Origin of the sequence: Micromonospora sp. NPDC000089, from assembly GCF_042899365.1 — a bacterium.
GTDB lineage: Bacteria > Actinomycetota > Actinomycetes > Mycobacteriales > Micromonosporaceae > Micromonospora.
On record NZ_JBIAZT010000018.1, the window covers coordinates 24,798 to 51,143 of the forward strand.

At 74.1% G+C, this 26,346-nt stretch carries 21 protein-coding genes, 5 tRNA genes and 1 pseudogene; 11 read left to right on the top strand and 16 right to left on the bottom strand.

Annotation, left to right across the window (positions count from 1 at the left end):
• Window positions 1–6: 6 nt before the first annotated feature.
• A complete protein-coding gene (locus ACFY3U_RS24720) occupies window positions 7–1,011 on the bottom strand; it encodes an NAD-dependent epimerase/dehydratase family protein (RefSeq protein ID WP_387205843.1) in 1,005 nt (334 codons plus the stop codon).
• A gap of 745 nt (window positions 1,012–1,756) precedes the next feature.
• On the opposite strand from ACFY3U_RS24720, the gene ACFY3U_RS24725 reads away from it, so the two are divergent.
• Entirely contained in the window at window positions 1,757–2,356 is a 600-nt protein-coding gene (locus ACFY3U_RS24725) for a hypothetical protein (RefSeq protein WP_387205845.1), read from the top strand.
• Between the two features lie 81 nt (window positions 2,357–2,437).
• On the opposite strand, the gene ACFY3U_RS24730 is transcribed toward ACFY3U_RS24725, so the two are convergent.
• The 4 genes from ACFY3U_RS24730 to ACFY3U_RS24745 form a co-directional block, all read right to left on the bottom strand.
• Window positions 2,438–2,950, bottom strand: a complete 513-nt coding sequence (locus ACFY3U_RS24730; RefSeq protein WP_387205847.1) for a hypothetical protein — start codon at window positions 2,948–2,950, stop codon at window positions 2,438–2,440.
• 39 nt (window positions 2,951–2,989) lie between these two features.
• Window positions 2,990–3,346, bottom strand: coding sequence for a VOC family protein (locus tag ACFY3U_RS24735; RefSeq protein ID WP_387205849.1), 357 nt, complete (start codon window positions 3,344–3,346; stop codon window positions 2,990–2,992).
• A gap of 83 nt (window positions 3,347–3,429) precedes the next feature.
• Window positions 3,430–3,504 (bottom strand) — tRNA-Val (locus ACFY3U_RS24740).
• 11 nt (window positions 3,505–3,515) lie between these two features.
• Window positions 3,516–3,588 (bottom strand) — tRNA-Gly (locus tag ACFY3U_RS24745).
• 159 nt (window positions 3,589–3,747) lie between these two features.
• Between ACFY3U_RS24745 and ACFY3U_RS24750 the strand changes: the two genes are divergently transcribed.
• The gene (locus tag ACFY3U_RS24750) at window positions 3,748–3,990 is read left to right on the top strand and encodes a DUF6458 family protein (RefSeq protein ID WP_387205851.1); all 243 of its coding nucleotides are present in this window, start codon (window positions 3,748–3,750) and stop codon (window positions 3,988–3,990) included.
• Window positions 3,991–4,168: 178 nt separating this feature from the next.
• On the opposite strand, the gene ACFY3U_RS24755 is transcribed toward ACFY3U_RS24750, so the two are convergent.
• The 3 genes from ACFY3U_RS24755 to ACFY3U_RS24765 form a co-directional block, all read right to left on the bottom strand.
• A tRNA-Val gene (locus ACFY3U_RS24755) sits at window positions 4,169–4,243 on the bottom strand.
• Between the two features lie 12 nt (window positions 4,244–4,255).
• Window positions 4,256–4,326, bottom strand: a tRNA-Cys gene (locus ACFY3U_RS24760).
• 34 nt (window positions 4,327–4,360) lie between these two features.
• A tRNA-Gly gene (locus ACFY3U_RS24765) sits at window positions 4,361–4,433 on the bottom strand.
• A gap of 287 nt (window positions 4,434–4,720) precedes the next feature.
• On the opposite strand from ACFY3U_RS24765, the gene ACFY3U_RS24770 reads away from it, so the two are divergent.
• Together ACFY3U_RS24770 and ACFY3U_RS24775 are read left to right on the top strand one after the other, a co-directional pair.
• Complete coding sequence (locus ACFY3U_RS24770) at window positions 4,721–5,323, top strand: TetR/AcrR family transcriptional regulator (RefSeq protein ID WP_387205853.1); 603 nt, start codon at window positions 4,721–4,723, stop codon at window positions 5,321–5,323.
• 116 nt (window positions 5,324–5,439) lie between these two features.
• Window positions 5,440–6,021: a TIGR03086 family metal-binding protein gene (locus ACFY3U_RS24775; protein WP_387205855.1), complete on the top strand. Its 582-nt coding sequence runs from the start codon at window positions 5,440–5,442 to the stop codon at window positions 6,019–6,021.
• 94 nt (window positions 6,022–6,115) lie between these two features.
• Here ACFY3U_RS24775 and ACFY3U_RS24780 read toward each other — a convergent pair whose 3' ends face one another.
• Window positions 6,116–7,300: an alkane 1-monooxygenase gene (locus ACFY3U_RS24780; RefSeq protein ID WP_387205857.1), complete on the bottom strand. Its 1,185-nt coding sequence runs from the start codon at window positions 7,298–7,300 to the stop codon at window positions 6,116–6,118.
• A gap of 194 nt (window positions 7,301–7,494) precedes the next feature.
• Between ACFY3U_RS24780 and ACFY3U_RS24785 the strand changes: the two genes are divergently transcribed.
• Window positions 7,495–10,428: a M36 family metallopeptidase gene (locus tag ACFY3U_RS24785; protein WP_387205859.1), complete on the top strand. Its 2,934-nt coding sequence runs from the start codon at window positions 7,495–7,497 to the stop codon at window positions 10,426–10,428.
• Between the two features lie 52 nt (window positions 10,429–10,480).
• On the opposite strand, the gene ACFY3U_RS24790 is transcribed toward ACFY3U_RS24785, so the two are convergent.
• Window positions 10,481–11,356 carry a hypothetical protein gene (locus tag ACFY3U_RS24790; RefSeq protein WP_387205861.1) on the bottom strand — a complete coding sequence of 292 codons (876 nt, stop codon included), beginning with the start codon at window positions 11,354–11,356 and terminating at the stop codon, window positions 10,481–10,483.
• A gap of 142 nt (window positions 11,357–11,498) precedes the next feature.
• On the opposite strand from ACFY3U_RS24790, the pseudogene ACFY3U_RS24795 reads away from it, so the two are divergent.
• The 3 genes and pseudogenes from ACFY3U_RS24795 to ACFY3U_RS24805 form a co-directional block, all read left to right on the top strand.
• Window positions 11,499–12,164, top strand: a pseudogene (locus ACFY3U_RS24795) (class I SAM-dependent methyltransferase); the annotation flags it as partial.
• 129 nt (window positions 12,165–12,293) lie between these two features.
• Complete coding sequence (locus ACFY3U_RS24800) at window positions 12,294–13,205, top strand: ABC transporter ATP-binding protein (protein WP_387205863.1); 912 nt, start codon at window positions 12,294–12,296, stop codon at window positions 13,203–13,205.
• Window positions 13,202–14,029 carry an ABC transporter permease subunit gene (locus ACFY3U_RS24805; protein WP_387205865.1) on the top strand — a complete coding sequence of 276 codons (828 nt, stop codon included), beginning with the start codon at window positions 13,202–13,204 and terminating at the stop codon, window positions 14,027–14,029. Before ACFY3U_RS24800 ends, ACFY3U_RS24805 begins: the two co-directional genes overlap by 4 nt.
• A gap of 28 nt (window positions 14,030–14,057) precedes the next feature.
• Here ACFY3U_RS24805 and ACFY3U_RS24810 read toward each other — a convergent pair whose 3' ends face one another.
• The 4 genes from ACFY3U_RS24810 to ACFY3U_RS24825 all read right to left on the bottom strand — a co-directional run bounded on the left by ACFY3U_RS24810 (window position 14,058) and on the right by ACFY3U_RS24825 (window position 18,417).
• Window positions 14,058–14,708, bottom strand: coding sequence for a response regulator (locus ACFY3U_RS24810; RefSeq protein ID WP_387205867.1), 651 nt, complete (start codon window positions 14,706–14,708; stop codon window positions 14,058–14,060).
• Entirely contained in the window at window positions 14,705–16,324 is a 1,620-nt protein-coding gene (locus ACFY3U_RS24815; RefSeq protein ID WP_387205869.1) for a histidine kinase, read from the bottom strand. The genes ACFY3U_RS24810 and ACFY3U_RS24815 overlap by 4 nt, the downstream gene beginning before the upstream one ends.
• Before the next feature lie 54 nt (window positions 16,325–16,378).
• Window positions 16,379–17,107, bottom strand: a complete 729-nt coding sequence (gene bioD / locus ACFY3U_RS24820; RefSeq protein ID WP_387205871.1) for a dethiobiotin synthase — start codon at window positions 17,105–17,107, stop codon at window positions 16,379–16,381.
• Between the two features lie 173 nt (window positions 17,108–17,280).
• Window positions 17,281–18,417 carry an 8-amino-7-oxononanoate synthase gene (locus ACFY3U_RS24825; RefSeq protein WP_387205873.1) on the bottom strand — a complete coding sequence of 379 codons (1,137 nt, stop codon included), beginning with the start codon at window positions 18,415–18,417 and terminating at the stop codon, window positions 17,281–17,283.
• Window positions 18,418–18,572: 155 nt separating this feature from the next.
• Between ACFY3U_RS24825 and bioB the strand changes: the two genes are divergently transcribed.
• Genes bioB through ACFY3U_RS24840 form a run of 3 tightly spaced genes read left to right on the top strand, consistent with a single transcriptional unit; the run spans window position 18,573 to window position 20,352 of the window.
• Complete coding sequence (bioB, locus tag ACFY3U_RS24830) at window positions 18,573–19,568, top strand: biotin synthase BioB (protein ID WP_387205875.1); 996 nt, start codon at window positions 18,573–18,575, stop codon at window positions 19,566–19,568.
• Window positions 19,569–19,575: 7 nt separating this feature from the next.
• A complete protein-coding gene (locus tag ACFY3U_RS24835; protein ID WP_387205877.1) occupies window positions 19,576–19,842 on the top strand; it encodes a hypothetical protein in 267 nt (88 codons plus the stop codon).
• 3 nt (window positions 19,843–19,845) lie between these two features.
• On the top strand, window positions 19,846–20,352 hold the full coding sequence (locus tag ACFY3U_RS24840; RefSeq protein WP_387205879.1) for a GNAT family N-acetyltransferase: 507 nt from the start codon (window positions 19,846–19,848) through the stop codon (window positions 20,350–20,352).
• 140 nt (window positions 20,353–20,492) lie between these two features.
• Here ACFY3U_RS24840 and ACFY3U_RS24845 read toward each other — a convergent pair whose 3' ends face one another.
• Both ACFY3U_RS24845 and ACFY3U_RS24850 read right to left on the bottom strand, forming a co-directional pair.
• Complete coding sequence (locus tag ACFY3U_RS24845; RefSeq protein ID WP_387205881.1) at window positions 20,493–22,910, bottom strand: non-reducing end alpha-L-arabinofuranosidase family hydrolase; 2,418 nt, start codon at window positions 22,908–22,910, stop codon at window positions 20,493–20,495.
• A gap of 198 nt (window positions 22,911–23,108) precedes the next feature.
• The gene (locus ACFY3U_RS24850) at window positions 23,109–26,015 is read right to left on the bottom strand and encodes a glycoside hydrolase family 9 protein (RefSeq protein WP_387205883.1); all 2,907 of its coding nucleotides are present in this window, start codon (window positions 26,013–26,015) and stop codon (window positions 23,109–23,111) included.
• Window positions 26,016–26,346 lie beyond the last annotated feature (331 nt).

Consider the following 26,346-nt stretch of genomic DNA (forward strand, 5'->3'; position numbering starts at 1 on the left):
CGGTGCTCAGCCGGCGGGCGGCGCGGCGAGCAGGGCGGCCTCCCGGGCGGGATCCAGACCGACCGGGGCCCGGGCCGGCCGGCCGGCCCGCGGGGGCACCGACCCCACCTCGCGCAGCCAGCGCCAGGTGTCCGCGACCGTCTCAGCCACCGGGCGACAGGTCAGCCCCGCCGCGTACGCCTTCTCGACGCCGCGCTCCTGCAACCACCGGAACTCGTGCCCGATTGGGATCCAGATCGGCAGGTCGACCCAGGGCGTCACCCCGGCGGCCAGGATCGGCTCGGGCGCCGTCCAGCGCGGTCGGGCGTGGGAGCCGGTCACCGCGACCACTGTGTCGATCAGCTCGCCCATGGTGGTGTGCCCGGGCCGGCTGATCACGTTGAACGCGCCGCCCAGCCTCTCGGCGGCCCGGTCCAGCGTCCAGGCCGCCAGGTCCCGCACGTCGACGTACTGCACGGGAAGCTCGGTCGGGCCGGGGGCCAGCAGGTCACCGCCGCGCGCGGCCCGGGTCAGCCACCAGGGCAGCCGGCCGATGTCCTCGCCCAGCCCGAGGATCAGCCCCGCCCGCACCAGCAACGCCCGCTCCCCGAACACCTGGGTCGCCGCGCGTTCGCCGCCGGCCTTGTTCGCCGGGTAGTCACCGTCGTCGGCGTCCGCCGCCGCCTCGACCGTGGGCGCCTCCTCCCCCACACCCGCCGGGGGCGGCGCCACGTAGACCGAGCCGCTGGACACGTAGGCGTAGTGCCCCGCCCGGTCGGCGAGGGCGCGGGCCGCGTCCCGCACGGCCCGCGGCGCGCCGTCCCAGGTGTCCACCACCAGGTCCCATTCGCCGCCGGCCAGTGCGGCCAACCCGTCGGGCGCCGTCCGGTCCCCCCGCAACCGGTGTACGCCCGGCGGGACCCCGCCGTGCAGCCCCCGGTTGAGCACGGTGACCGACCAACCCCGGTGGGCCGCCTCGGCCACCACGGCTCCACCGACGAACCCCGTCCCGCCCAGCACCAGCAGCCTCATGCGTCCCACCATGCCCGGTCACGCCGGGCTGCGGGGGGCGCGCGGCGCCCGATCTGCCAACGGCAGAACGCCAGGCGCTGAGCTTGATCCGTTCACGTCATCAGCTCCAGAGCGTCGGGTGGAGGTGCCTCGCCCGGCCCGCGCTGGCACCGACCCGCGCTGTCACCGAAATGTTGCTCGCATGTCCGGTTTCGTCGGCTCGCTCCGTTGACGGCGCGACTGTCCGGATCCGATTCGTTTACGTCATCAGCTCCGTAGCCTCCGTGGGAGGCACCTGGCCTGCCCGCCGCGGTGACGAGAGTCCGCAGCCGGTTGTCCGGTTCGCGGGGCGCGGCGAACTCCGGTGTACGGGCAACCCGCCGCCGCGGTCGACGGAGTCCGTGCCCGGATGTCCGATCCGCGTGATTGGCCGGCGAACCCGGGCGGCCGGTCTGGGTGGCGGTGTCCGGTGGTGTCCCGTGACGGGTGGCACTCTGGCGGTGGAATGGCGGGCCGGCCGGGGTCGTTACATCACCTGGATGACCGCAGCAGCGCCCCGCCCGGCCTGGCCGGTGGGTGGCGGGCCCCCGGGAATGATGGTGGGCGGGCGGTCGTTACACCTGGTCCGGCGCCGCGAACCCCCCGCGTTCGTGCAGCCGCCGAACCCCAAGACTTTCCCCTGATTGAGAGCGCCCCGTCGTGGTGCTTGCGTCCGTGTCCGGCCCCCGCCGGGTGTGGGCGCCAACCCCCGAGGAGCTGATTTCTGATGGCTACCACCATGCTGCGGAAGAGTGTTCTGGGTATCGCTGGTCTGGCCTTCGCCGGTGGCGTGTTCGCCGGTCCGGCCATGCACGCCGACGCCGCCCCCGCGTCGCACGCCAAGCCGGTCGCGGTGACGGTGCAGGCCGACAAGCCGGGTGTGGACAAGGGCAAGCTGATCCCGCACGGTGTGCAGGGTGAGCAGTCCCGCATCACCCTGAACGACGAGCAGACCAAGAACGTGAAGGCGATCATCGCCGGCACGAAGAAGTCGGGTCTGGACGAGCGGGCCGCGGTGATCTCGATCGCCACCAGCCTGCAGGAGTCGAAGCTGGAGAACCTGGGTCATCTGGGTGACCGCAACGACCACGACTCGCTGGGCCTGTTCCAGCAGCGCCCGTCCAGTGGTTGGGGCACCCCGGAGCAGATCACCGACACGGTCTACTCCACCATGGCGTTCCAGAAGGGCCTGAAGCAGGTCGACGGGTGGCAGGACATGCCGCTGACCGAGGCCGCGCAGACGGTGCAGGTGTCGGCGTACCCGGACGCCTACGCCCAGTGGGAGCAGCAGGCCGCCGACCTCGTGGCCCAGCACTGGAACAGCTGACCCGACAGGAACCACCGCTGGCCGGCACCCCCGAATCCGGGGTGCCGGCCAGCGGCATGAGAACCGGCGGTGGCCGGGGTCTCACTCCGGTGGCGGCTGCCGGGGCGCCCGCTGCGGGGTGTTGGCCAGGTGGCCGAGGTCCTTCGGCCTCGGGATGCCGTGGGCGCGCAGCAGCTCAGCGACCCGATCCCGGGTCGCGCGGTCCGGACCGCGCAGCATCCAGACCTGACCGATTGTCACCGGGCTGTTCGGGCCGGGCACGTCGTACGGGCCGCCGTCGGGCAGCACGATCAGTCCCATCCTGCCGTGCCCGACCTGGCTCAGCCCCGCCTCACGGATCTGGTCCCACCGGTAGCTGCGGACCACCCGCCCCCGCTCCCGGACCAGCAGCCCGGTCTCGTCGGCCAGCAGCCCGCCACCGCGCAGCAGCACGGCGAAGAAGAGCCACATCCCGATGCCGACGGCCGCCCCGATGAGGAAGGCCCAGTCGTAGCGCAGCGCGACCGCAGTCAGAGCCACCAGCACCCCGATGGGCACCAGCACGGCCGGCCAGAAGCGCGTCCGCAGCAACTCCTCCGGCTCCCCGTCCACCATCGCCCGGAGGTACCCCGTCCACGGTGGACCGACACCCGTTCAGCCGCCGAGATGGCTCATCACGTTGACCACCACCCCGTTCGGGTCCCGCACGAAGAAGCGGCGTACCCCCCACGGCTCGTCGGTGAGCGGGTGGACGATCTCCAGGCCGCGGCGCAGCGCGTCCGCGTACACCGGGTCGACGTCCTCGACCTCGACGGTGAGCGCCGGTACGACGGCGGCCGAGGGATCCCCGGTCAGGACGGTGACCTGGGCGGTCGGGTTGGTCGGCGACACGTAGGTGACCACCTCGCCCAGGTCCATGCCCACCTCCAGACCGAGCAGGCCGGCGTAGAAGTCCCGGCTGCGGTCGGTGTCCTCGGCGCCGATGTTCGGCACGACCCGTCGGACGGTCATGGCGCTCCCCCATCGTCTTGGCAGCGGTGGAACGAGTAACGGCTCGTCACCGGTACCGGTGACGAGCCGCTTCGCTGATCCGCTGGTGGGCGATACTGGGTTTGAACCAGTGACCTCTTCCGTGTCAAGGAAGCGCGCTCCCACTGCGCCAATCGCCCGTGATCAAACGAGCGGACGACGGGATTCGAACCCGCGACCCTCACCTTGGCAAGGTGATGCGCTACCAGCTGCGCTACGTCCGCGTGCCGCCCGGTTTCCCCGGCGACGAGATGAACTCTACCCGACGACAAGATCGCCTCTGCCGCCACCCCACCGCAACGCCACTGGCGGCTGGTTGCGCTGCTCACCGACGGGGTACTGAGCGCGGCGACAGCACACCACACCCCCCGAAGGAGGCTGTCGTGGGTATCGGAACGAGCATCTTCCTGCTGGCGGTCGGCGCGATCCTCACCTTCGCGCTGAACGCCACCGTCGCCGGCGTCAACCTGGACGTCGTCGGCTGGATCCTGATGGCCGCGGGCGCCCTCGGCCTGATCATGTTCACCGTGGTCTGGGGCGGTCGCCGCCGCCAGGTCGTCACCACCGCCGAGCCGGTGGAGTACCGCCGGGTCGAGGAGCGTCGGGACGTCGCCCCGCCGCTGTGAGCCGGCACCCACCGCGGCCGGCGGAGCTGACCGGTCGCGAATCGCCTGCCCGGGGGGCGTGCCGGCCACCGACATCGGCACGCCCCCCGCGGCTGCGGTCGACGGCACCACGGTCGGCAGCCGCCCCGAACGCAGAAGAGCCCGTCACCGGATCCGGTGACGGGCCTGCCGTTCTCACTGGTGGGCGATACTGGGTTTGAACCAGTGACCTCTTCCGTGTCAAGGAAGCGCGCTCCCACTGCGCCAATCGCCCGAGTCCTTACCGAGGTGGGGACGGGATTTGAACCCGCGTACACGGCTTTGCAGGCCGTTGCCTCGCCTCTCGGCCACCCCACCGAGGTTGCCCCCGTCATGCGTGGCGGCAGCTCCGAGCGGACGACGGGATTCGAACCCGCGACCCTCACCTTGGCAAGGTGATGCGCTACCAGCTGCGCTACGTCCGCTTGTCTCCGGTGTTCCCGGTGACGGATGAGAACTTTAGCCGAGTCGCCGGAGCGATGCCAAATCGGGGTGACGCCTCGGCGCGCCGCGGGGTGACGGTGCGGGCCACCACCCGCAGAGCGTCCTAGGAGACTGGGCGTCGATCGGAGCGGCCGGTGAGGCACGCCGGACGGGCAGGTCGCGGCTGCCCCGACGCGCCGGGGCGGCTGTCCGGCTTCCGACTGTCACATCCCCGACCGGCCGCTCACGGTAACTCCCTGTACGCGCATGGATGGTCTACCGTAACGGCGTGACGAGACGTGCGGCCGATCTTCGCCTGGATTCCCTGCTGCGCACGGCCTGCGACGTGATCGTCGAACGCGGACTCGCCAACACCCGCACGGCCGACGTCGCCCAGGCCGCCGGGGTCAGCCAGGCGCTGGTCTTCTACCACTTCGCCACCAAGGAACGGCTGCTCGCGCAGGCCTTCGCGTACGCCGCCGAGCAGGACATCGCCCGGCTCGACGCCGTGGCCCGCTCCGCCGCCCCGCCGCTGACGAAGCTGCGCCGGCTACTGCGCCTCTACGCTCCGGCCGGCCGCTCGATCTCCTGGTCGCTGTGGATCGACGGCTGGTCGGAGTCGCTGCGCACCCCCGAGCTGGAGAAGGTCTCCCGCCGGCTGGACCTGCGCTGGCGGCAGGACCTGACCACGGTGATCTCCGACGGCGTGGCCGACGGCACCTTCCACTGCACCGACCCGGCCGGTGCGGCCTGGCGGATCAACGCCCTGATGGACGGGCTCGCCGTCCAGCTCGCGGTGCACGACCGGGTGATCTCCCGGCGGCAGTGCGGCCAGTGGATCCGGCTGGCCGCCGCCCGCGAGCTCGGCCTGGACCCGGCCCAGCTCGACTGAACCGCCCGACCCCCCACTCTGCGGCCACGCCGCGGACCGGCGTGCGCCGGGCCGCCGGCCGGCGCAAGCCGGGCGAAACTCCTCGGGCCGGCCCGACCAGCCGGAACAATCGGCGCATGGACCTGCTGGAGACCTACCGACGCAGCCTGGCCGAGTTCACCGACCGGGTGGACCAGGTGAGCCCCGGGCAGTGGGCCGACCCGACCCCCTGCCCGGAGTGGGACGTGCGGACCCTGGTCGACCACGTGGTCACCGAGGACCGCTGGACCGTGCCGCTGCTCGCCGGCCGCGGCATCGACGAGGTGGGCGACCGGTTCACCGGTGACCAGCTCGGCGACGACCCGCTCGGCGCGGCCTGGCAGGCGGCCGCCCAGGCCGAGGTCGCCGCCACCCACCCGGGCGCGCTCGACCGGACGGTACGGCTCGCCGCGGGCGACACCCCGGCCCGGGAGTACCTGCACCAGCTCGTCGCCGAGCACCTCGTACACGGATGGGACCTGGCGGTGGCGATCGGCGCCGACCCGCGGCTCGATCCGGACGCGGTCGCGGCCTGCGCGCGGTGGTTCGTCGGGCGCAGCTCCGACTACCAGCGGGGGCGGCTGATCCGCCCGGGTGTGGACGTGCCCGCGGAGGCCGACGAGCAGGACCGGATGATCGCCGCCTTCGGCCGGGACCCGGACTGGACCCCGCCGGCCTGACCCCGGGCTCCGCCGGGAACGCCGGGCGCGGGAACGCCGGCCGGACGCGCGTGGGGGTGACGGCGTCCGGCCGGCGCCGGGGGTGGTCGGTGACCTACCCCCGCTCGGCGGTCGACCGGCCGGCCGCGCGTTCCCGCAGCCGGCGCCGGGCCGGTGGGTGCACGTTGGCCAGCGCGAGGTCGCCGCCGTAGTTCGCGAGCACCCGGTGGTCCATCACCCGCCGCCACACCGGCGGCACCAGCGCGGCGACCACCATGGTGGCGTAGCCGGCCGGCAGCCGCGGTGAGACGTCGAAGCTGCGCAGCGTCTGGTAGCGGCGCAGCGGGTTGGCGTGGTGGTCGCTGTGCCGCTGCAGCTGGAAGAGGAAGACGTTGGTGATCGTCCGGTCGCTGTTCCAGCTGTGCCGGGGGTCGACCTTCTCGTAGCGACCGGCGGCGGTGCGCTGCCGGGCCAGCCCGTAGTGCTCCAGGTAGTTGACGACTTCCAGCAGGGAGAAGCCGACCACCGCCTGGAGCGCCAGGAAGACCAGCACGCCGGGCCCGAAGACCGCGGCCAGCACCCCGAACAGCAGCGCCGTCATGGCCCAGGCGTTGAGGATGTCGTTGCGGTGCGTCCACGGGCTGCGGCCGCGGATGCGGAACCGGTTGGTCTCCAGCCGCCAGGCCGACCGCAGGCTGCCCAGCACGGTACGTGGCCAGAATGCCCAGAAGCTCTCCCCCAGCCGGGAGCTGGCCGGGTCCTCCGGGGTGGCGACCCGGGTGTGGTGGCCGCGGTTGTGCTCGACGTAGAAGTGCCCGTAACCGGTGGGCGCCAGCGCGACCTTGGACAGCCAGCGCTCCGCGGACTCCCGCTTGTGGCCCAGCTCGTGGGCGGTGTTGATGGCGATCCCGTTGACCACCCCGACCGTGGCCACCAGCCCGGCGGCGCCGGCGAGGGACAGCCCGCCGCGGGCCCAGACGGCGCAACAGAGCACCAGGGCGGCGTACTGGGCGGGCAGGTAGAGGTAGGTGAGCCAGCGGTAGTAGCCGTCGGCCTGCAGCCGCGGCACCGCCTCGTCGGGTGGGTTGCGGCGGTCGTCGCCGATCAGCAGGTCGATCGTGGGGATCAACCCGAAGACCACCGCCGGGGTCAGCCACCAGGCCCAGGCGCCGCCGGTGGCCCGCCAGCCGAGCCAGCCCAGGAAGGGCAGCACCGGGACGAGCAGGGCCAGCGGCCAGAGCGGTTTGCGCGCGTCGCGCCAGGCGACGGCGGGAGCCGTCGCGGCGGTGTCGATGGCCATCGCCGACCTCCGATCTGTGGACTCCCGTCGACTGTGGCACCGGTCACGCCGTTTTACAAGAGGGCAGTTTTTGTAAAGAGCAGGCGGATCTACCTTGCCCTCGTGCTCGCTCGCCTGATATCCACAAATGCGCATGCGTAACAGCGCGTGCTCCGCCGGCCACCCGCCGGCACCCGCTCCCACAAGGAGGTTCCGTGCCCAGACCGGAGTGGAAACCCCTGACGAGCCGGCCCCGACGCCGGCTCGTTCCCGTACTGGCGACCGCCGCCGTGGTCGCCGCCCTGCTGCCGGCCGGCCCCACCGCCGCCGCGCCGGGCGACGACCCGACCGCGGCACCGGGCCGCTCCGGCGCCTTCGCCGACGACAGCCATCGATCCGCCGACCTGGACAACCGCCGTGGTACGGCGACCCCCGACGCCCGCGCCCGGGGACTGGCCCGGCGGGTCGACGCGGGCGTCCGGTGGAACCGGCTGGGCACCCCGCAGGCGCTCGGCCCGACCGACGCGCCGCTGGCCACCGGCCTGCCCGCCGACCCCGAGGCCGCCGCCCGCCGCTATCTCGCCGACAACCGCGACCTGTTCGGCCTGGCCGACAGCGGGGTCGCCGCGCTGGAGCGGGTGCTGGTCCGGCCGATCGGCGCGGGAGCGGTGGTCACCCTGCGGCAGCGCTTCGGCGACCTGCCCGCCGGGCACGACGGCCTGGTCACCGTGGCGGTCGCCGGGGGCGAGGTGATCTCGGTCAGCTCCTCGCTGGCCCGGGACGCCGCCGCGCCCACCCCGGCCACGCTCACCGCGGACCAGGCGTACGCCGCCGCGCTCGCCGACGCCGGCCTGGCCGCCGACGCGGTGGCCAGCCACGACGTCCGCCCGGTCGCCGTGCCCACCCCGCTCGACGGCACCCGGGCCGGGTACGAGGTGACCCTGATCGGCCGGTCCACCGACCACCCGGCGGCCTTCACCACGTACGTCGACGGGATCACCGGCGCGGTGCTGATCCGCGAGGACCTGGTCGACTTCGACTCCGAGAACCCGAGCTGGGCGGTCTTCCCGGCCACCCCGCCGCGCGACCTGCCCGCCGGCCAGGACCCCCGGGTGCGCTGGTGCGCCGACCCGGCCCCCGGGTGCGCCGCCGCGTTCCGCGACCCGGCGAGCGGGCGACCCTGGGACGTCGACCTGGCCACCGGGACCCCGACCGGCACCTCGCGCGGCAACTCCGCCAACACGGTGGTCTCCTGGGGCGCCGGCAGCCCGCTGCTGCCCGCCACCGCCAGCCCCGAACGCCGCTACGAGTACCCGTTCACCGACCAGTGGCACCAGGCCCGGTGCAACCCGGCCGCGTTCACCTCGGCGCAGCGCAACGACGCCGACGCCGCCATCACCAACCTGTTCGCGATGCACAACCGGATGCACGACTGGGCCTGGTACCTCGGCTTCACCGAGGCCACCTGGAACCTGCAGGCGGTGAACCTGGGCGGCGCCGGGCTCGGTGGCGACGCCGAGCAGGGCCGGGCCCAGCAGGGCGCGCTGAGCGGCAACCGGAACAACGCCAACCAGGCCACTCCGCGCGACGGCGTGCCGGCGACCAGCAACATGTACCTGTGGCAGCCGCAGGCCGGCGGCCCGTACCCGCCGTGCGTGGACGGTGACTACGACATGACGGTGATCGGCCACGAGTACACCCACGCCATCACCAACCGGATGATCGCCGGGCCCGACACCGGCATCGGCGGCCTGCAGGGCGGCGCGATGGGCGAGTCGTGGAGCGACCTGCTCGCCGCCGAGTATCTCTACGAGCACGGCCTGCGCGCCCCCGGCGAGACGCCGTTCGTCACCGGCGGCTACGTCACCGGGAACCTGGTCAGCGGCATCCGCAACCACGACATGAGCCGCAGCCCGCTGAACTACTCCGACGTCGGCTACAACACCGGCGGCCCGGCGGTGCACGCCGACGGGGAGATCTGGAGCGCCACCAACCACCGGATCCGGGCCGCCATGGTGAAGCGGTACGGCCTGGGCACCCCGCAGCGCCAACTGGACTGCGCGCAGGGCCGGGTGGCCGCCGACCAGTGCCCCGGCAACCGGCGCTGGGCGCAGCTGGTCTTCGACTCGTTCCTGCTCCAGGCGGCCAGCCAGGTCAGCATGCTCGACATGCGGGACAACCTGCTCACCGCCGACCGGCTCCGCTTCGGCGGGGCCAACCAGGCGCTGATCTGGGCGGAGTTCGCCCGCTCCGGAATGGGCCGGGACGCCGCCACGGCCGGCGCCGCCGACACCGACCCGACGCCGAGCTTCGTCAGCCCGGCCGGCGGCAACGCCACCATCACCCTGCGGGCCAGGGGGGACAGCGCGGACGCGCCGATCCGGGTGTACGTCGGCGCCTACGAGGCCCGGGCCACCCCGATCGCCGACACCGACCCGGCCACCCCGCTGCCGGACACCTTCGAGGCGGTCGACGGGACGTACGACCTGCTGGCGGTCGCGCCCGGCTTCGGCCACCAGCGGCTCAGCGTGGTCGCCCGGGCCGGCCAGGAGGCGTACGCCGACCTGCGGCTGAGCCGCAACCTGGCGTCCACCGCGTCGGGTGCGGTGATCACCGGCGACGGGGTGAGCCTGGACCGGATCGGCGACGACACCGAGGCCACCAACTGGGCGTCGCTGGACGGGGTGGCCGGTAGGGCGGTCACCGTGGCGCTGCCCGGGGACGCCCCGCAGGTGGTCAAGCGGGTGAACGTCAGCGCGATGCTGCGCCCGGCGATCACCGGCGACCCGGACGCCGGCTCGCAGAACGCGCTGAGCTCGCTGCGCTCGTTCGCGGTGTGGACCTGCAACGCGAAGACCACCGACTGCGCTGATCCGGGGCGCTGGGAGCGGATCTTCACCAGCCCGGCGGACGCCTTCCCCGGCGGGACCTACCGGCCGTACACCCGGGACATCACCCTGCGCTCGTTCCGGGTGCCGACCACGCTCGCCACCCACGTCCGGCTGGAGGTGCTGGCCAGCCAGTGCACCGGCGGTCCGGCGTACGCCGGTGAGCAGGACGACGACCCGGCGACCACGACGGACTGCGCGACCGCCAGCCCGGCGCGCGACCAGGTCCGGGTCGCCGAGTTCCAGGTGTTCTCGAAGTGAGCGACCGTCGGGGGTCGGGTGGTGGCGCCACCCGACCCCCGGCGACCCCCGATCAGCGGCCCGCCGCGGTCCACCGGACGGGCCGGCGCTCGTACCGGGCGGTCTCGTCACCGCCCGCGTCCGCCGCCCGGGTCAACTGGCGCAGCCGCAGCAGCAGGCCCACCCCGAGGAAGAGCAGCAGCCCGCCGAGCAGGAAGGCCGCCTGCACCACCCCGAACCCGCCGCCCCGGCTCGCCGCGCGGCTGGCCGTCGCGGCCGGCGGCACCTCGGCGACCGCTTCCTCGGTCGGCGAAGCCTCCGCCGCCTCCTCGGTGGGCTCGACCGACGGCTGCGCCGGCTCCGCCGACGGGGTGGGCTCCGGTGGGGCGCTGGTCGGGGCGAGCAGGCCGACCACCTCCCGGGTGGCGGTCTGCCGGGCGAGCAGGCGCAGCCGGGGGTCGTACGCCTCGGCGGCCAGGGTGAGCCGCCCCTGCGTGACGTCCTGCGCGAACGCCACCCGGTAGCGGGCGGTGACCGTGCGGTCCGGGCAGAGCGTGCCCGGGTCGAGCTGCCGGTCCGTCAACCGGGCCACGTCACCCTCGGTCCGGATCTCCGTCGGGAAGTCGCCGGAGTCCTCCACCCGGTCCATCTTGACCTGGTCCAGCCGCAGGCCACCCTGCACGCTGAGCACCATCGACCAGCGCACCTTGACGCAGCCGCCGCCGTCGCGCCGGACCACCGCGGACAGCGTCCGCACCTGGTCGGCGGCGCTGAACTCGGCCGGCAGGCCGCTCAGCTCGGTGGCGAAGCCGGGCGCCGCGGACGCCGGCGCGGGCGCCACCAGCCCGGTCGCCGACACGCAGGCCAGCACCGCCCCGACCCGCAGCGCGTTGCGCCACACCGTCATCACCGCCTCGCTCCTGATCGTCGGGTCCACTCCACCTGCCACGCTAGGAGCGGGCGGAGCAAGCCGGTAGACGGGCGTGTTCGCACCGGACGACAAGTCCGGGCCCGGTTTTCACCGTTCGTGGTGAACCGGTCACCGCCGCCCCGCGACACGCCGACGCGACGGCCCGGGGGACAATTCCGCGGTGTCCGACCTGTCCGCCGCGTTCGTCCGGCTGCACGCCCGGCTCGCCCCGGTGCCCTTCGTCCCCGAGGTGCGGCTGCACCAGGCCGACGAGCCGATCGGCCTGTGGGAGCTCACCGAGGGTGAGTTCCGCAGCGCCCAACCGCCGCCGTTCTGGGCGTTCGCCTGGGCCGGCGGTCAGGGGCTGGCGCGGTACGTCACCGACCACCCGGACCTGGTCGCCGGCCGCCGGGTGCTCGACCTGGCCGCCGGCTCCGGCCTGGTCGCCATCGCCGCCGCCCGGGCCGGCGCCGCCGCCGTGCGGGCCGTCGAGGTCGACGACCGGGCGGTCGCGGCGATCGCGCTGAACGCCGAGGCCAACGGGGTACGCGTGGACGCCGAGCTCGCCGACGTGCTGGACGGCGACGCCGGCGACGCCGAGGTGGTGCTCGCCGGGGATGTCTTCTACAGCGAGGCGATGGGCCGCCGGATGCTGCGCTTCCTGCTGCGGGCGGCCCGCTCCGGCGCCCGGGTGCTGGTCGGCGACCCGGGGCGGGCCTTCCTGCCCCGCGAACGCTTCCGCGAGCTGGCCGGGTACGACGTGCCGGTGCCGGAGGCGCTGGAGAGCGTACGGGTCAAGCACACCACGGTGTGGGAGCTGGACCCGGCTCCGCCGGGCGCCTCCCGCCAGCCGGCTCGGCGGCACGGTGCCGCGGCGGCTGACCAGGGTCAGGTGCCGCCGGGCTGACCAAGGTCAGGGTGCCGTACCGCCGATCGGCAGCGGTGCCGAGCCCGGCCGGACGCCTACCGTCGCCGCATGATCACGTTACGTGGATTGACGAAACGCTTCGGCACGGTGACCGCGGTCGACGACCTCACGGTCGACGTGGCGGCCGGTCGGGTCACCGGGTTCCTCGGGCCCAACGGCGCCGGCAAGTCCACCACCATGCGGATGGTCCTCGGGCTGGACCGGCCCACCGCCGGGCGGGCGCTGGTGGGCGGCCGGTCGTACCGGCAGCTGCGGCACCCGCTGCGCGAGGTGGGGGCGCTGCTGGACGCCCGGGCCATCCACCCGGCCCGGCCGGGCCGGGCGCACCTGCTGGCGATGGCCCGCAGCAACGGCCTGCCGGCCCGCCGGGTCGACGAGGTGCTCGCCCTGGCCGGCCTGGACGGGCGGGCCGCCGGCAAGCCCGGACGGGCGCTCTCCCTGGGCATGGCCCAGCGGCTGGGCATCGCGGGGGCGCTGCTCGGCGACCCGCCGGTGCTGCTGTTCGACGAGCCGGTCAACGGCCTCGACCCGGACGGGGTGCGGTGGATCCGCGACCTCACCCGGCGGCTCGCCGCCGAGGGCCGGACCGTGCTGATCTCCAGCCACCTGATGAGCGAGATGGAGCAGACCGCCGATCACCTGGTGGTCATCGGCCGGGGCCGGCTGATCGCCGACACCCCACTCGCCCAGCTGCTGGCCGGCGCGACCGGTGCGGTGCGGGTCCGCGGCCCCCGGCTGGCGGGGCTCGCCGACCGGCTCGCCGCCGAGGGCGCCACGGTGAACCCGGACGGCGACGGCACCCTCACCGTCACCGGCCTCACCGCGGCCCGGGTCGGTGACCTGGCGTACGAGCTGGGGTTGCCGCTGCACGAGCTGTCCACCGCGAGCGCCACCCTGGAGGAGACGTTCCTGCGGCTCACCGGCGACGCCGTCGAGTACGTCGGAGGTGGGGCGCGATGAGCGCGACGTCGGTCACCCGTACCGCCGCTCCCCCTGCGAACGGCACGGCGAGCGGCGCCGGTGGCGGGTTCCGGGGCGCGGTGGCCGCCGAGTGGACGAAGCTCTGGTCCGTCCGGGCCACCTGGTGGACCCTGCTGGCCGGGGTGCTGGTGATGGCCGCGACCGCCGCCCAGCTCGCCATCTACGCCCAGAAGGGCAACACCGACGACGACCCCACCAACGACGCCGGAATCGTCGCCGTCGGCAGCGTGGTGGTCGACGCGCTCGAACTGGCTCAGTACGCCGTGCTCGCCCTCGGCCTGTTGGCGATCACCAGCGAGTACACCACCGGCACCATCCGGAGCACGCTGGCCTGCACCCCGTCCCGGGGCCGGCTGCTGCTGGCCAAGGCGACCGTGGCCGGCGGGGTCACCTTCGGCTTCGGGCTGCTGCTCGGCGGGGTCGGGGCGGCGGCCGCGCTGCCGCTGCTCGGCGAGTGGGGCCGGGTGCCGGCGGGCGACACGGCGCTGGACCTGCTGGCGACGGCGGCGTACCTGGCGCTGGTCGGGGTGTTCACCCTCGGCCTGGGCGCGGCGCTGCGCAGCGCGGTGCTCACCCTGACCACGCTGTTCGCGGTGCTGTACATCGTGCCGCTGTCGCTGGCCGAGCCGGACATCGCCGTGCTGACCCGGATCGCCGACGCGTTCCCCGGGGTGGCTGGGCGGCACTTCCTGGCCGGCGACACCGAGCCGTACCCGCCGGTGGTGGGGTTGCTGCTGCTCGTCGCCTGGACGGTGGCCGCGCTGGCGCTGGGCCGGTACGCGTTGCGTCGCCGGGACGCCTGAGCGGCGGGGCGGGGCGGGGCGGGCCGGGTCAGCCGGTCAGCCCCGCCTCGTACGCGAGGATCGCCGCCTGCACCCGGTTACGCACCTCGATCCGGTGGAAGATGCTGGTCAGATACCCCTTCACGGTGCCCTCGGTGAGGAACAGCCGGCGGGCGATCTCGGCGTTGGACAGGCCCGCCCCGACCAGGCCCAGCACCTCCCGTTCCCGCTCGGTCAGCCCGGCCGTACGGTCCCGGGCGGCCGGCACCCGGGCCAGCCGACCGGAGTTCAGCTCGATCACCCGGCGCGCCACCGGCGGGGACAGGTACGCCCCGCCGCCGGCCACGGCGTGCACCCCGGCGAGCAGCTCGCGGGGATCACCAGACTTGAGCAGGAAACCGCTGGCGCCGTGGCCGAGCGCCCGGGCCACGTGCTCGTCCTCGCCGAAGGTGGTGAGCATGACGGCGGCGGTGCCCGGCAGCGACCGGGCGATCTCGGCGGCCGCGGCCAGCCCGTCCAGCCGGGGCATCCGAATGTCCAGCAGCGCCACGGCCGGGCGGTGCGCGCGGGCCAGGTCCACCGCCGCCCGGCCGTCGGCCGCCTCGGCGACCACCTCGATGCCCGGGTCGGTGGCGAGGATGGCCCGCACCCCGGCCCGGATCATCGCCTCGTCGTCGGCGAGCAGCACCCGCACCGTCACTCGGTCACCTCGCTCTTGCCGGTCAGTCGCCCGTCGGTGAAGCACAGCCGCCAGGTGGGCCGGGCGAGCGGGAAGTTGCCGTCCGTGTAGTACACGCAGCTGGCGCCGGGGGGCGGCGCCGGCTGGTCCACCGGCGCCGACACCTCACGGCGGGGCAGCCCGGCCAGCTCCGACCGGGCGGCGCCCACCCGCATCCGGTCGAAGTGCTCCCGGTCGAGCTCCGCGCCGGCGGTGGCGACCGGGTAGTAGACCAGCGACAACAGCGCCGCCGCCGGCGGCGGGCCGCCGAGCGCCAGCAGCAGGCTCCGGCGTACGCCCCGACGCGCCGCCCGTACGACGGCGCCCGGCTCCGTCGTCGAGCCCTCGATCGGGTCGGCGAGTGGATCCAACCCCCACCCGCGGGCGGCGAGCGCGTCCGGTGCCCGCCGCGCCGTCGGACCGACCGGCGCGGGGTCGGCCCCGGGCGACGTGCCGTCGAGCGGCCCGGCCGCCGCGGCCAGCGGCAGGTTGACGGTCACCGCGAAACCGCCGTCGGCGCTCGGCCCGGCAGCGAGGGCGCCCCCGGCGAGCCGGGCGCGTTCCCGCAGCGCCAGCAGGCCGGTGCCGGTCGATGGCCGGGGAGCCGGCGGACCGTGCGGGGACGGTCCGTTCACCACCCGCACCGCGACGGCGTCGGGCGCGACCTCGACGGTCACGGTGACCGGGGCCCCGGGCGCGTGCCGGGCGGCGTTGGTCAACGCCTCCCGGATCACCCGCCGCGCCGCGAGCCGGGCCGGCTCCGGCAGGTCGTCCGCCGCCGGGTCGCACCACAGCCGCACCACCATGCCCGCGGCGCGGGCCCGGTCGACCAGCTCGGTGACGGTCTCCCCGACCGGCGCGGTGCCCGCCGGCTCGTCCCGGAGCAGCCCGATGATGCCGTGCAACCGGTCGGTCGCCGCGGCGACGCCGGCCCGCAGCTCACCGGCGGCCGACCGGCGGGCCGGCGGCAGGTCGGGTGCCACCTCGAGGGCGGCCGCCCGCAGCGCGATCAGGCTCAGCTCGTGGCCCAGCGAGTCGTGCATCTCCCGGGCGATGCGGGCACGTTCGGCCAGCCGTACCCGTTCCGCCGCGACCCGCTGCTCCCGCCGCACCGCCTCGGCGTACTCCCAGCCGGCCGTGGTCAGGGCCTGGTGCTGCCGACGGTAGCGGCCGACGAGCCAGGGCAGGACCCCGGCGAAGAGCAACACGCAGCTGAGCAGGAACCAGGTCGCCACGCCGCTGCGCAGCACCGCCAGGTGCAGCACGGCGCCGCCCACCGCGACGGCCGCGAAGAGGCGGGCCATCGGCGCGACCCGCTCGCTGCACCGCCCGGCCCGGTAGCTCACCGCGAGCAGGGCGAACATCATGTTGCCGTCCACCGCCGAGCCGAGCAGCACCAGCAGCACCGCGACCACCGGGCGCCGCCGGGAGGCGACGACCGCCGCGGCCAGCAGCACCAGCAGGCCGAGCAGGACCGGGACGCCGAGCCGATCGGGCGGCGGGGTCAACCTGGCGTACGCCACCGGGGCGCAGAGCAGCACCCACAGCGCCCCGTCGCCCGCCCACCGCCGGCCCGGCCACCGCCCACGTCGTCGCACGTCGGTCACGCTACCGACGCTCCGCCGGCCCGGGCACCGACGAAGGTCAGGTGCTCAGCCGATCTCCTCGGCCCAGGCCCGCCAGTCGTCGAGCACCCCGTACAGCGTCGGGGTCAACCAGCCGGGCGCGGAGCGGCGGAACACCCCCGGGTCCATCGCGCCGGCACCCATCGGCAGCGCGCCGAGCAGGCTCGGCACCAGATCGGTCAGGTTCGTCCAGTGCACCAGCTCGGGATCGGCCGGCCAGGCTCCGATCACCACGCCGGCCGGCACCGCCCGACGCTCCAGCGCCTCCAGGGTGAGCGCGGTGTGGTTGAGGGTGCCCAGGCCGGCGCGGGCCACCACCACGGCCGGCGCGCCCAGCGAGACGGCGAGATCGGCGACCGTCCACGGCTCGCCGGAGGGGCGCAGGCCCATCGGGACCAGCAGCCCGCCCGCGCCCTCGACCAGCACCAGGTCGTGCCGGTCGGCCTCCTCGCGGATCGCGTCGACCGCGGTGTAGAGCTCCAGCGGCTCCAACTCGGCGACCCGGGCGGCGGCCAGCGGGGCGAGCGGGTCCGGGTAGCTGGCCAGGGTTCGGCCGGTCGGCGGGGCGGCCAGCCGCTGCACCGAGTCGACGTCGCCGGGCTCCCCGGTGGCCGTACCCGTCTGGCCGGGTTTGATCACCGCGACCCGCAGGCCGGCGGCCTGCGCCGCGGCCGCGACCGCGGCGGTCACCACCGTCTTGCCCACCTCGGTGTCGGTGCCGGTGACCAGCACCACCCCCCGCCACGGCGCACTCATGGCCTGGTCTTCGTTCGCGACTGCGGGGCTCGCAAAACCGGCTCACTCCTCGCGCTCACGGTGACACCTTTGCTCGCGACTGCGGGGCTCGCAAAACCGGCTCACTCCTCGCGCTCACGGTGACACCTTCGCTCGCGACTGCGGGGCTCGCAAAACCGGCTCACTCCTCGCGCTCACGGCCGACAACCCACGATGACCTCCAGGGCCCGCTCGAAGTCCGCCCGCGGCAACCCGGCGGAGATGGTCAGCCGCAGTCGGGAGCGGTCGTCCGGGGTGGACGGCGGCCGGAAGCAGCCCACGGCGACGCCGCGCTCCCGGCAGTTCGCCGCCCACCCGGTGGCGGCCTCCGGGCCGGGTGCGGTCACCGACACCACGGCCGCGTCCGGGGCGGAGACCTCCAGGCCGGCCGCGGTGAGCCGGCGGACCGCCGAGGCGGCCCGGTCGGCCAGCTCCGCCCGCAGGTCGTCGCCGGCCCGGGCCAGCTCGAGCGCCGCGTGCACGCCGGCCACCACCGCGGGCGGCGGCGCGGTGTCGAAGATGAACGTCCGTCCGGTCTCGATCAGGTGCCGGACGAACTCGGCCGGGCCGGCGACCACACCGCCGGCCCCGCCGAGCGCCTTGGACAGGGTGGCGGTGACCACCACGTCCGGCTCGCCGGTCAGTCCGGCGGCGGCGACCGCGCCGGCGCCGGCCGGGCCGGTGACGCCGAGCGCGTGCGCGTCGTCGACCAGCAGCACGGCGCCGTGCCGGCGGGCCACCGCGTGCAGCTCCCGCAGCGGGGCGAGGTCACCGTCGACGGAGAAGACCGACTCGGTCACCACCACCGCCGGCCGGCCGGGCGCGGCGGCGAGCGCCGCGGCCACCGCGGCCACGTCGGCGTGCGGGGTCACCACGGTCTCCGCGCGGGAGATCCGGCAGCCGTCGATCAGCGAGGCGTGGTTATGGGCGTCGGAGACCAGCAGCGTACGGGGCTCGACCAGCCCCCGGACCGCGGCCAGGTTCGCCAGGTAGCCGGAGGAGAACACCAGCGCCCGGTCGACGCCGAGCCAGTCGGCCAGGGCGTCCTCCAGCGCGTGGTGCGCGTCCGTGGAGCCGCGGACCAGCCGGGAGCCGGTGGCGCCCAGGCCGTACGCCGACAGCGCCCGCGCCGCGGCGGCGGTGACCTCGGGGTGGACGGCCAGGCCGAGGTAGTCGTTGCCGGCCAGGTCGGCCACGACCTCGCCGGCGGCGCGCGGGCGCAGGGCGCGGGTCAGCCCGGCCGCCGCCCGCTGCTGCGCGCCGCGGTCGAGCGCCGCCAGCCAGTCCGCCACCGTCACTCCCCACGTCGTCCGCCACTTCGCGGGGCGAAGTTACCACCCGCCCGCCGACACCCTCAGAATCCACTCACCGCACCCGCTCAGAACCTCACCAGCCGCCTGAAAGCGGACGTTTCCCGGGCCCGTGGGCGCCTTGTAGGGTACGAGCCATGCCAGAGATCCTCGACCAGGCCCGGACCCAGGTGCTGGAGAACGGCGTCGGCCTCGACGAGGCCGGTGTCCTCGCCGTGCTGAACCTGCCCGACGACGACGTCCCCGCCGCCCTGCAGCTCGCCCACGAGGTACGGATGCGCTGGTGCGGGCCGGAGGTCGAAGTCGAGGGCATCGTCTCGCTGAAGACCGGCGGCTGCCCGGAGGACTGCCACTTCTGCTCGCAGTCGGGTCTGTTCACCTCGCCGGTCCGGTCGGTCTGGCTGGACATCCCCAACCTGGTCGAGGCGGCGAAGCAGACCGCGGCGACCGGGGCGACCGAGTTCTGCATCGTGGCCGCCGTGCGGGGGCCGGACGCCCGCCTGATGAAGCAGATGCGCGAGGGCGTGGCCGCCATCAAGGCGGAGGTCGACATCCAGGTCGCCGCGTCGTTGGGCATGCTCAGCCAGGAGCAGGTCGACGAGCTGGTCGAGATGGGCGTGCACCGCTACAACCACAACCTGGAGACCTGCCGCTCCTACTTCCCCAACGTGGTCACCACGCACTCCTGGGAGGAGCGCTGGGAGACGCTGACGATGGTCCGCGAGTCCGGCATGGAGGTCTGCTGCGGCGGCATCCTCGGGCTCGGCGAGACGGTGGAGCAGCGGGCGGAGTTCGCCGCGCAGCTCGCCGCCCTGGACCCGCACGAGGTCCCGCTGAACTTCCTCAACCCCCGGCCCGGCACCCCGCTCGGCGACCGCCCGGTGGTCGAGGGCAAGGACGCGCTGCGGGCCATCGCCGCGTTCCGGCTGGCCATGCCGCGCACCATCCTGCGGTACGCCGGCGGCCGCGAGATCACCCTCGGTGACCTGGGCACCCGGGACGGCCTGCTGGGTGGCATCAACGCGGTGATCGTCGGCAACTACCTGACCACCCTGGGCCGGCCGGCGAACGCCGACCTGGAGCTGCTCGACGACCTGAAGATGCCGGTCAAGGCCCTCTCGGCCACCCTGTGAGGCGACGGTGACGGAACTGCTCCGACCCACCCCGCCGGCGGACGATGCCGCCGCGGTCGGCCTCGCGGCGCCGACGGAGGGCGCCGGGGCGGTGACGCCGTGGTGCGACCGGTGCGGCGAGGCGCTGGCCGACGGGGGGCACGAGGCGTGCGCCGCGGCCCGGACGCTGGAGCCGCCGCGCTGGTGCCCGTCGTGCCGGCGGCGGATGAAGGTGCAGGTCGTGCCGGCCGGCTGGTCGGCGGTCTGCGTCGAGCACGGCGAGCGGCGGGGCTGAGGCATGCTGCGGGGACGGGCGGTGACGCTGCGGCCGGCGACGGACGCCGACGTGGCGACGCTGGCCGCGATCCGCGCCACCCCGGAGGTGCGCCGCTGGTGGCGCGGCGATGACGACCTGGCCGGGGCGGTCCGCGCCGACCTGGCCGACGAGGCGCTGACCGTCTACGTGATCGAGCACGACGGCCGGCTGGTCGGCGCGATCCAGTGGTACGCCGAGACCGACCCCGACTACCGCCACGCCAGCCTGGACATCTTCCTCGACCCGGCGGCGCACGGGGCCGGCCTGGGCGGGGACGCCATCCGCACGCTGGCCCGGCACCTGGCCGACGAGCACGGCCACCACCGGTTCACCATCGACCCGGCGGCGGCGAACACCGCCGCCATCCGGGCGTACGCCAAGGTGGGGTTCCGCCCGGTGGGCGTCCTGCGCCGCTACGAGCGCGGCGCCGACGGCCGCTGGCACGACGGCCTCCTGATGGACCTGCTCGCCGAAGACCTGGCCGACTGATCCGAGGCTCGCCGAGGACCGGCCGGTTGAGTCGAGGCTCGCCCGAGGACCGGCCGGTTGAGTCGAGGCTCGCCGAGGACCTGGCAGATCAGCCGGACGGGCGGGTCCGGCACCGCGCGGTGCCGGACCCTCCCGCTCTCCTAGCGCTGCAGGGTCAGCACGCCCGGCCGCCAGGGCAGCAGGTTGTAGTCGCCGCCCGCGCTCGGGTTCTTGCCCTGGTAAAGAAACTGCAGGTTGCAGGCGTCGACGGTCTTGGTCTGGTCGGGGTTGGTGCGGACCAGGTCACCGTGGCTGATGTCGTTGGTCCACGTCGCGCCGCTGTTGGCCTTGCCGGCGAAGGGGTTGCTCTCGCTGGCGGCCTGCGGGGTCCACGAACCGCTCAGGCTGTTCGACGTGAACGAGCGGAAGTAGCGCCCCTGGCTCCCGATCGCCTCGACGATCATCAGGTACTGGTTCTGGCCCTGCACCTTGTAGACCTCGACGCCCTCGAACAGGTTGTTCGTCGAGTCGGTCATGACCGTCGTGTAGGTCGCGCCGAAGCTGCCCGGGAAGTTCCCGAGCGGCATGCTCGACCGGTAGATCTTGCCGTTGTCCCCGGCGAAGAAGAGGTACATGTTCTGGTCGTCGCCGATGAGGGTCTGGTCGATCACGCCGTACGGGGCGTCGGGCAGGGTGGCGGTGGAGAGCGTCTGCGGCGCGGACCAGCCGTTGGCGTTGGCCGGGTCGCTCGACGTCTTGTAGCTGAACGAGGTCGGTCCCCACTGGTACGCCAGCACCCAGATGTTCTTCGGGGCGAAGTACAGCAGGGTGGGCGCCACCGTGCCCTGGCCCATCCCGGTCTGGCCGGCCGAGGCCATGTCGGACCAGTTCGTGAACAGGCTGAAGTTCATCGATCCGTACGAGCCGGAGCCGTTGACGTTCGACCCGTAGACCAGGTGCTTGCCGTTGTAGACCACGTTGGTGAAGTCCTTGAGCGAGACCCAGCCGTTCTGCGGGTTGGCCAGCGCGCCGGTCGACGACCAGCGGTACGTCGACGGAAGCGCACACCCACCGGGCGGTGGCGAGGACGGCGGCGGCGTGCTGGTCCCGCCGAACTCGGTCCGCCACTGCTGGTTGGCCTGTCCGTTGCAGTCGTAGAGCTGGATCTGCTGGCCGTTGCCGGCGCCCCAGACGTCCAGGCAGCGGCCGGACTGGACGCCGGTGATGGTGCCGTTGGCGTTGACGTTCCACTGCTGGTTCGACTGGCCGTTGCAGTCCCAGATGATGATCGCGGTGCCGTTGGCGGTGCCCTTCGCGTTCGCGTCGAGGCACTTGCCGCCGAAGACGGTCAGCTGCCTGCCGGCGGTGTACGTCCACTGCTGGTTGGACTGGCCGTTGCAGTCGTACAGCTGCACCCGGGTGCCGTTGGTCTGGGTGTAGTTCGGCACGTCCACGCAGCGGCCGGACTGCACGCCGACGATCCGACCGGCGCCGCCGCCCGGCGTCGGGCCGGTGGTCGGCGTGGCGGTCGGGGTCGGGGCGGCCGCGTTGAGCGCGTTGAGGACGGAGTTGTACGCGGCCTTCCTGTTGCCGCCGCCGTCGAAGAGCAGCGGGCTCTCGCCCGATCGCCAGGAGTCACTGTCGCGTACCCCCCAGACGGTGATGCCGATGCACCGGGGCACGTTCACGCAGGCCTCGGTGAGCCCAGCGTACTGGGAGGTGGACGCGTTGGTGACGTCGACCTCGGTCAGCGCCACGTCCACGCCGAGGGCGGCGAAGCTGGACAGCGTGGTCTGGAAGTTGCTCGGCAGCGAGCTGCCGCCGGTGAAGTGGGTCTGCAGCCCGACGCAGTCGATCGGCACGCCGCGGGCCTTGAAGTCCTGGATCATGCGGTAGACGCCCTGCGTCTTGCCGTACGACCAGTTCTCGATGTTGTAGTCGTTGTAGCAGAGCTTGGCCGACGGGTCGGCCGCCCGCGCGGTGCGGAACGCCACCTCGATCCAGTCGTTGCCGGTGCCCTGGAGGTTGGAGTTGCGGCGGCTGCCGTCCTCGTTGAACGCCTCGTTGACCACGTCCCACGCGGCGAGCTTGCCCTTGTAGTGGGCCATCACGCCGTTGATGTGGTCGATCATCGCCTGCCGCAGGTTGCTGCCGCTGAGGCTCTGCATCCAGCCCGGCTGCTGGGCGTGCCAGGCCAGGGTGTGGCCCCGGACCTTCAGGCCCCGCTGGGTCGCCCAGTTGTAGATCTGGTCACCGGAGGTGAAATTGAACTGGCCCCGCTGGGGCTCGGTCGCGTCCGGCTTCATCTCGTTCTCCGCCGTGACCATGGTGAACTCACGCGCCGCGATCGTGCTGTAGGTCGAGTCGCCGAGCCGGCCCGCCGCGATCGCCGTGTCGAAGTACCGGCCCGACTGCGCGGCCGCCGCGCCCAGGGTGCTCGCCGCGGCGTTCGCCGACGGCAGCATCACGGCGGCCGCGGCCACCGTCACGACGCTGACCGCGCCGGCGAGCAGCGCTCTGGCGACGGGCGATCGGCGCCGTCGGATCCCGCTCCGGGGAGCGGATGGGGTGGTGGTCATCGTGTTCTCCATCTCGGGTCGACCTCCGCGCCGTCCGCCTGCGGACGACCGGATGTCCTGGTGGTGGGGATGGGCATCGATATCGATACCGATATCGAAGATGCGGTACGGGTGCCCCGGCAGCGTTTCCGCCACCGGGGCGCCCCGGTGGCGGGCGTGGTCGGTGCGGGTGACCGGCCACGCCCGCCGGATCGGCGGTCAGGACAGGGTGCAGGCAGCCCCGTTGAGGGTGAACCCGGTCGGCCTCGGGTTGCTGCCGGTGTGGGTGCCGTTGAAGCCGAAGCTCGTCGACGCCCCCGCCGCGAGCGTCCCGTTGTAGGACAGGTTCGTCGCGGTCACCACGGCGCCGGTCTGGGTCACGTTCGCCGACCACCCCTGCCCGGCCTTCTGGCCGGTGGAGGGGAAGGTGAAGGCGAGCGTCCAGCCGTTGATCGTGGTGGTGCCGGTGTTGGTGACGGTGACGTTCGCGGTGAATCCGGTGTCCCAGGTGTTCGCCGTCCAGGTGACCGCGCAGCCGCCGCCGGCCGGCGGGTTCGCGGTGGTCACGGTGACCGGCGACGAGGCCGGCGAGACGTTCCCGGCCGCGTCCACCGCGACCACGGTGAAGGTGTACGCGGTGGACGCGGTCAAGCCGGTGACCGCGAGCGTGGCGCCGGCGGACGACCCGACGAGGACGGTCCCGGCGCGGTACACCCGGTAGCCGGTGACGGCGACGTTGTCGGTGGCCGGCGCCCAGCTGAGGGTCAGCCCGGTCGGGCCGATCGCCGAGGCGGTCGGGGTGCCGGGCGCGGTCGGTGGGGTGATGTCCGGCGCCGGGGCGGCCGAGGTGGTGACGGTGAGCGTCGGTGACGCCGCCGACCTGTTGCCGGCGCCGTCGAGCGCGCGCACCGTGAACTGGTACGCCCGCTCGGGCGCCAACCCGGTCACCACGAGCGTGGCGCCCGGGGCCGCGGTGACCACCGGGTCGACTCCGGCCGAGGTGCGGGTGACCTCGTAGCCGGCCAGTCCGCTGCCGCCGGTGTCGGTGGACGCGGGCCAGCTCAGGGAGAGGCCGGTGGCGGTGACGGCCGAGGCGACCGGGGCGCCGGGGACGGTCGGCGCGGTGGTGTCCGGGACGGCCGCGCCGGGCTCGTCGCCCCAGACCCGCACCCCGTTGGAGTAGAGCGGGACCTTCCGGTTCGGCCCGGCGGTGGCCTGGTACGACGGGTCGTTCGTCGGGTCCCAGGTGCCGCCCTCCGGCACGCCGATCTTGAACTGCACCTCCATCCGGTGCTGCGACTGCCCGGCCGGCGCGATGGTGTACCCGGTGCAGTCCACCTCGACGTACCAGATGTCGGCGCTGTACTGCCTGGCGCTCGACGGCGACGGGCAGCCCTGGGTGTAGCCGGGCGTGACGGTGACCGGGCCGGCGCCGTCGGGGCGGAAGTAGTAGCGGAACTTCGCGGTGGTCAGCGCGCGAGCCGGAAAGGCCGACTTGTTGTAGATGATGGCCTTGAGCCCGGTGGCGCGCGGCTCGGCCTGCATCACCGTGGTCTCCACGGTCAGCTCGTCCAGGTCGGGCTTCTCGGCGACCGGGAAGCCGGCGAGCGGGCTGCCGCCGTACTCCTGGGTGAGCCGGGCCAGCGCGGAGGTGAAGCCGGCGTTGTAGTCGGTGGCGACCTCGTTCATCACGTAGTCCGACCGGCTGTCGGTGTACGCGTCGTTGGCCGAGGACGGGCCGCCGACCAGCGCGCCGTAGAGCACGTGCCGGGTCTCGGTGGGTACGGTCTGGCTGTCCCACCAGGAGCCGTGCGCGGTGCGGTGGTGCGGGTTGCGCGGTGAGTTGTTCCCGAAGCCGATCAGGTAGCTGGAGTTGCGCGGGTTGTCGCCGAGCGCGTAGTCGATCTGCCGGACCGCGAAGTCGTGGTAGCGGGCCTTCCGGGTGGCGTCGGTGGTCCGGTCGCCGTAGACCAGGGCGGCGAAGGCGGTGTTGGCGGCGTAGCGCAGCGAGCCCCAGGAGTCGAGCACGGCCTCACCGCCGGGCGAGTACGCCACCCGGGAGCCGTTCACCCCCACGGTCCACCAGTCCAGCCAGCGATTCGCGTCGTCGACGTACTTCTGCTTCCCGGTCAGGTTGGCCAGCAGCACGTACGCCCCGAACTGCTTGTTGTCCCAGGCGAGTGTCCACTTGTAGGAGCGGGTGGTGGTCTGGTTCTCGGTGCCGAGCTTGTCGTACTCGCTCTCGGCCTTGGCCAGGTAGGCCGCCTCGCCGGTGGCCCGGTAGAGCCAGATCGCGCCCCAGACCAGCTCGTCCTGGTAGCCGCTCCAGGACTTGTAGAACGACGCCGCGTCGGTGATGCAGTCGCTGTAGGACTTCCGCACCGTGTCGGCGAACGTGTAGAGCTGCCGGGCGTGCCCGAGCAGCTTGTCGGCGTAGGCCGGGTCGGTGGGTCGGAAGACCATCGACGACGCGGCCATCGCGGCCGCCGTCTCCCCCGCCAGGTCCGCGCCGCCACAGCTCGCGTCGATCTTGTACGCGGGCCGCGCCATCGGCAGCACCTCGGCCGGCCCCCACCACTTGTGGTCGTCGTCGCCCCTGCCGACCTGTCCGTAGAGGACGTTCGGGGCGGGGTGCGCCTTGACGAAGTAGTCGTTGACGAAGCGCAGGTTGTTCAGCAGCGGGGTGAGCTGGCCGGAGGCGGCGTAGCCGTCCCGGTACTCGACCGCGCCCCAGGCCAGCATGGTGGTGCTGAACGCCATCGGGAAGCCGAACTTCACGTGGTCGCCGGCGTCGTACCAGCCGCCGGTGAGGTCGAGGCCGACGTCCGCGCCGTCGGTCAGCGCGGAGTCGCCGCGCCAGGAGACCCGGTTCCAGGCCGGCTTCTTTCCGGACTGCTGGGCCTCGTAGAAGAACAGCGACTTCTGCAACGCCTCGGCGTAGTTGTAACCGGGCGTGGCGGCGGCACCGGTCTGGGCGGCGGTGGCGGGCGGGGCGGCGGTGGCGGGCGCGGGCAGGGCGCCGGCGGCGAGGGCCAGGCCGCTGGTGAGCGCGGCCCCGGCGGCGAGCAGGCGCCGCAACCGGGTACGGCCACCGCCCGGCCCGGTGGGCCGGTTCGGGTGGTGCATGGCGGTACTCCTGTCGGTGGTGTCGCCGACGGCCCGCGCTCTCGGGACACGGGACGGTGTCGCGGGGCGAGCGCGGGCCGTCGGCGACCGTGGTGGTGGGGGTGACCGCGGAAGCCTCCGGGAGCGCTCCCATGGATAACCGACAATGTATGCCGGTGGCCGCCCGGTTGGGAAGGCCGGCGGGAGCGCCGGCCGCGTACCCGCACCTCGTGACCGGGTGGGGCGGGCCGGGCGGCGCGCGACCGGGCCCGGTGCGACAGGCCGGGCGTCCTGGCATACGAACGTACTGTTGCCGGCGCGTCGACCGGCGCGGGACAGTACCCGCACAGCG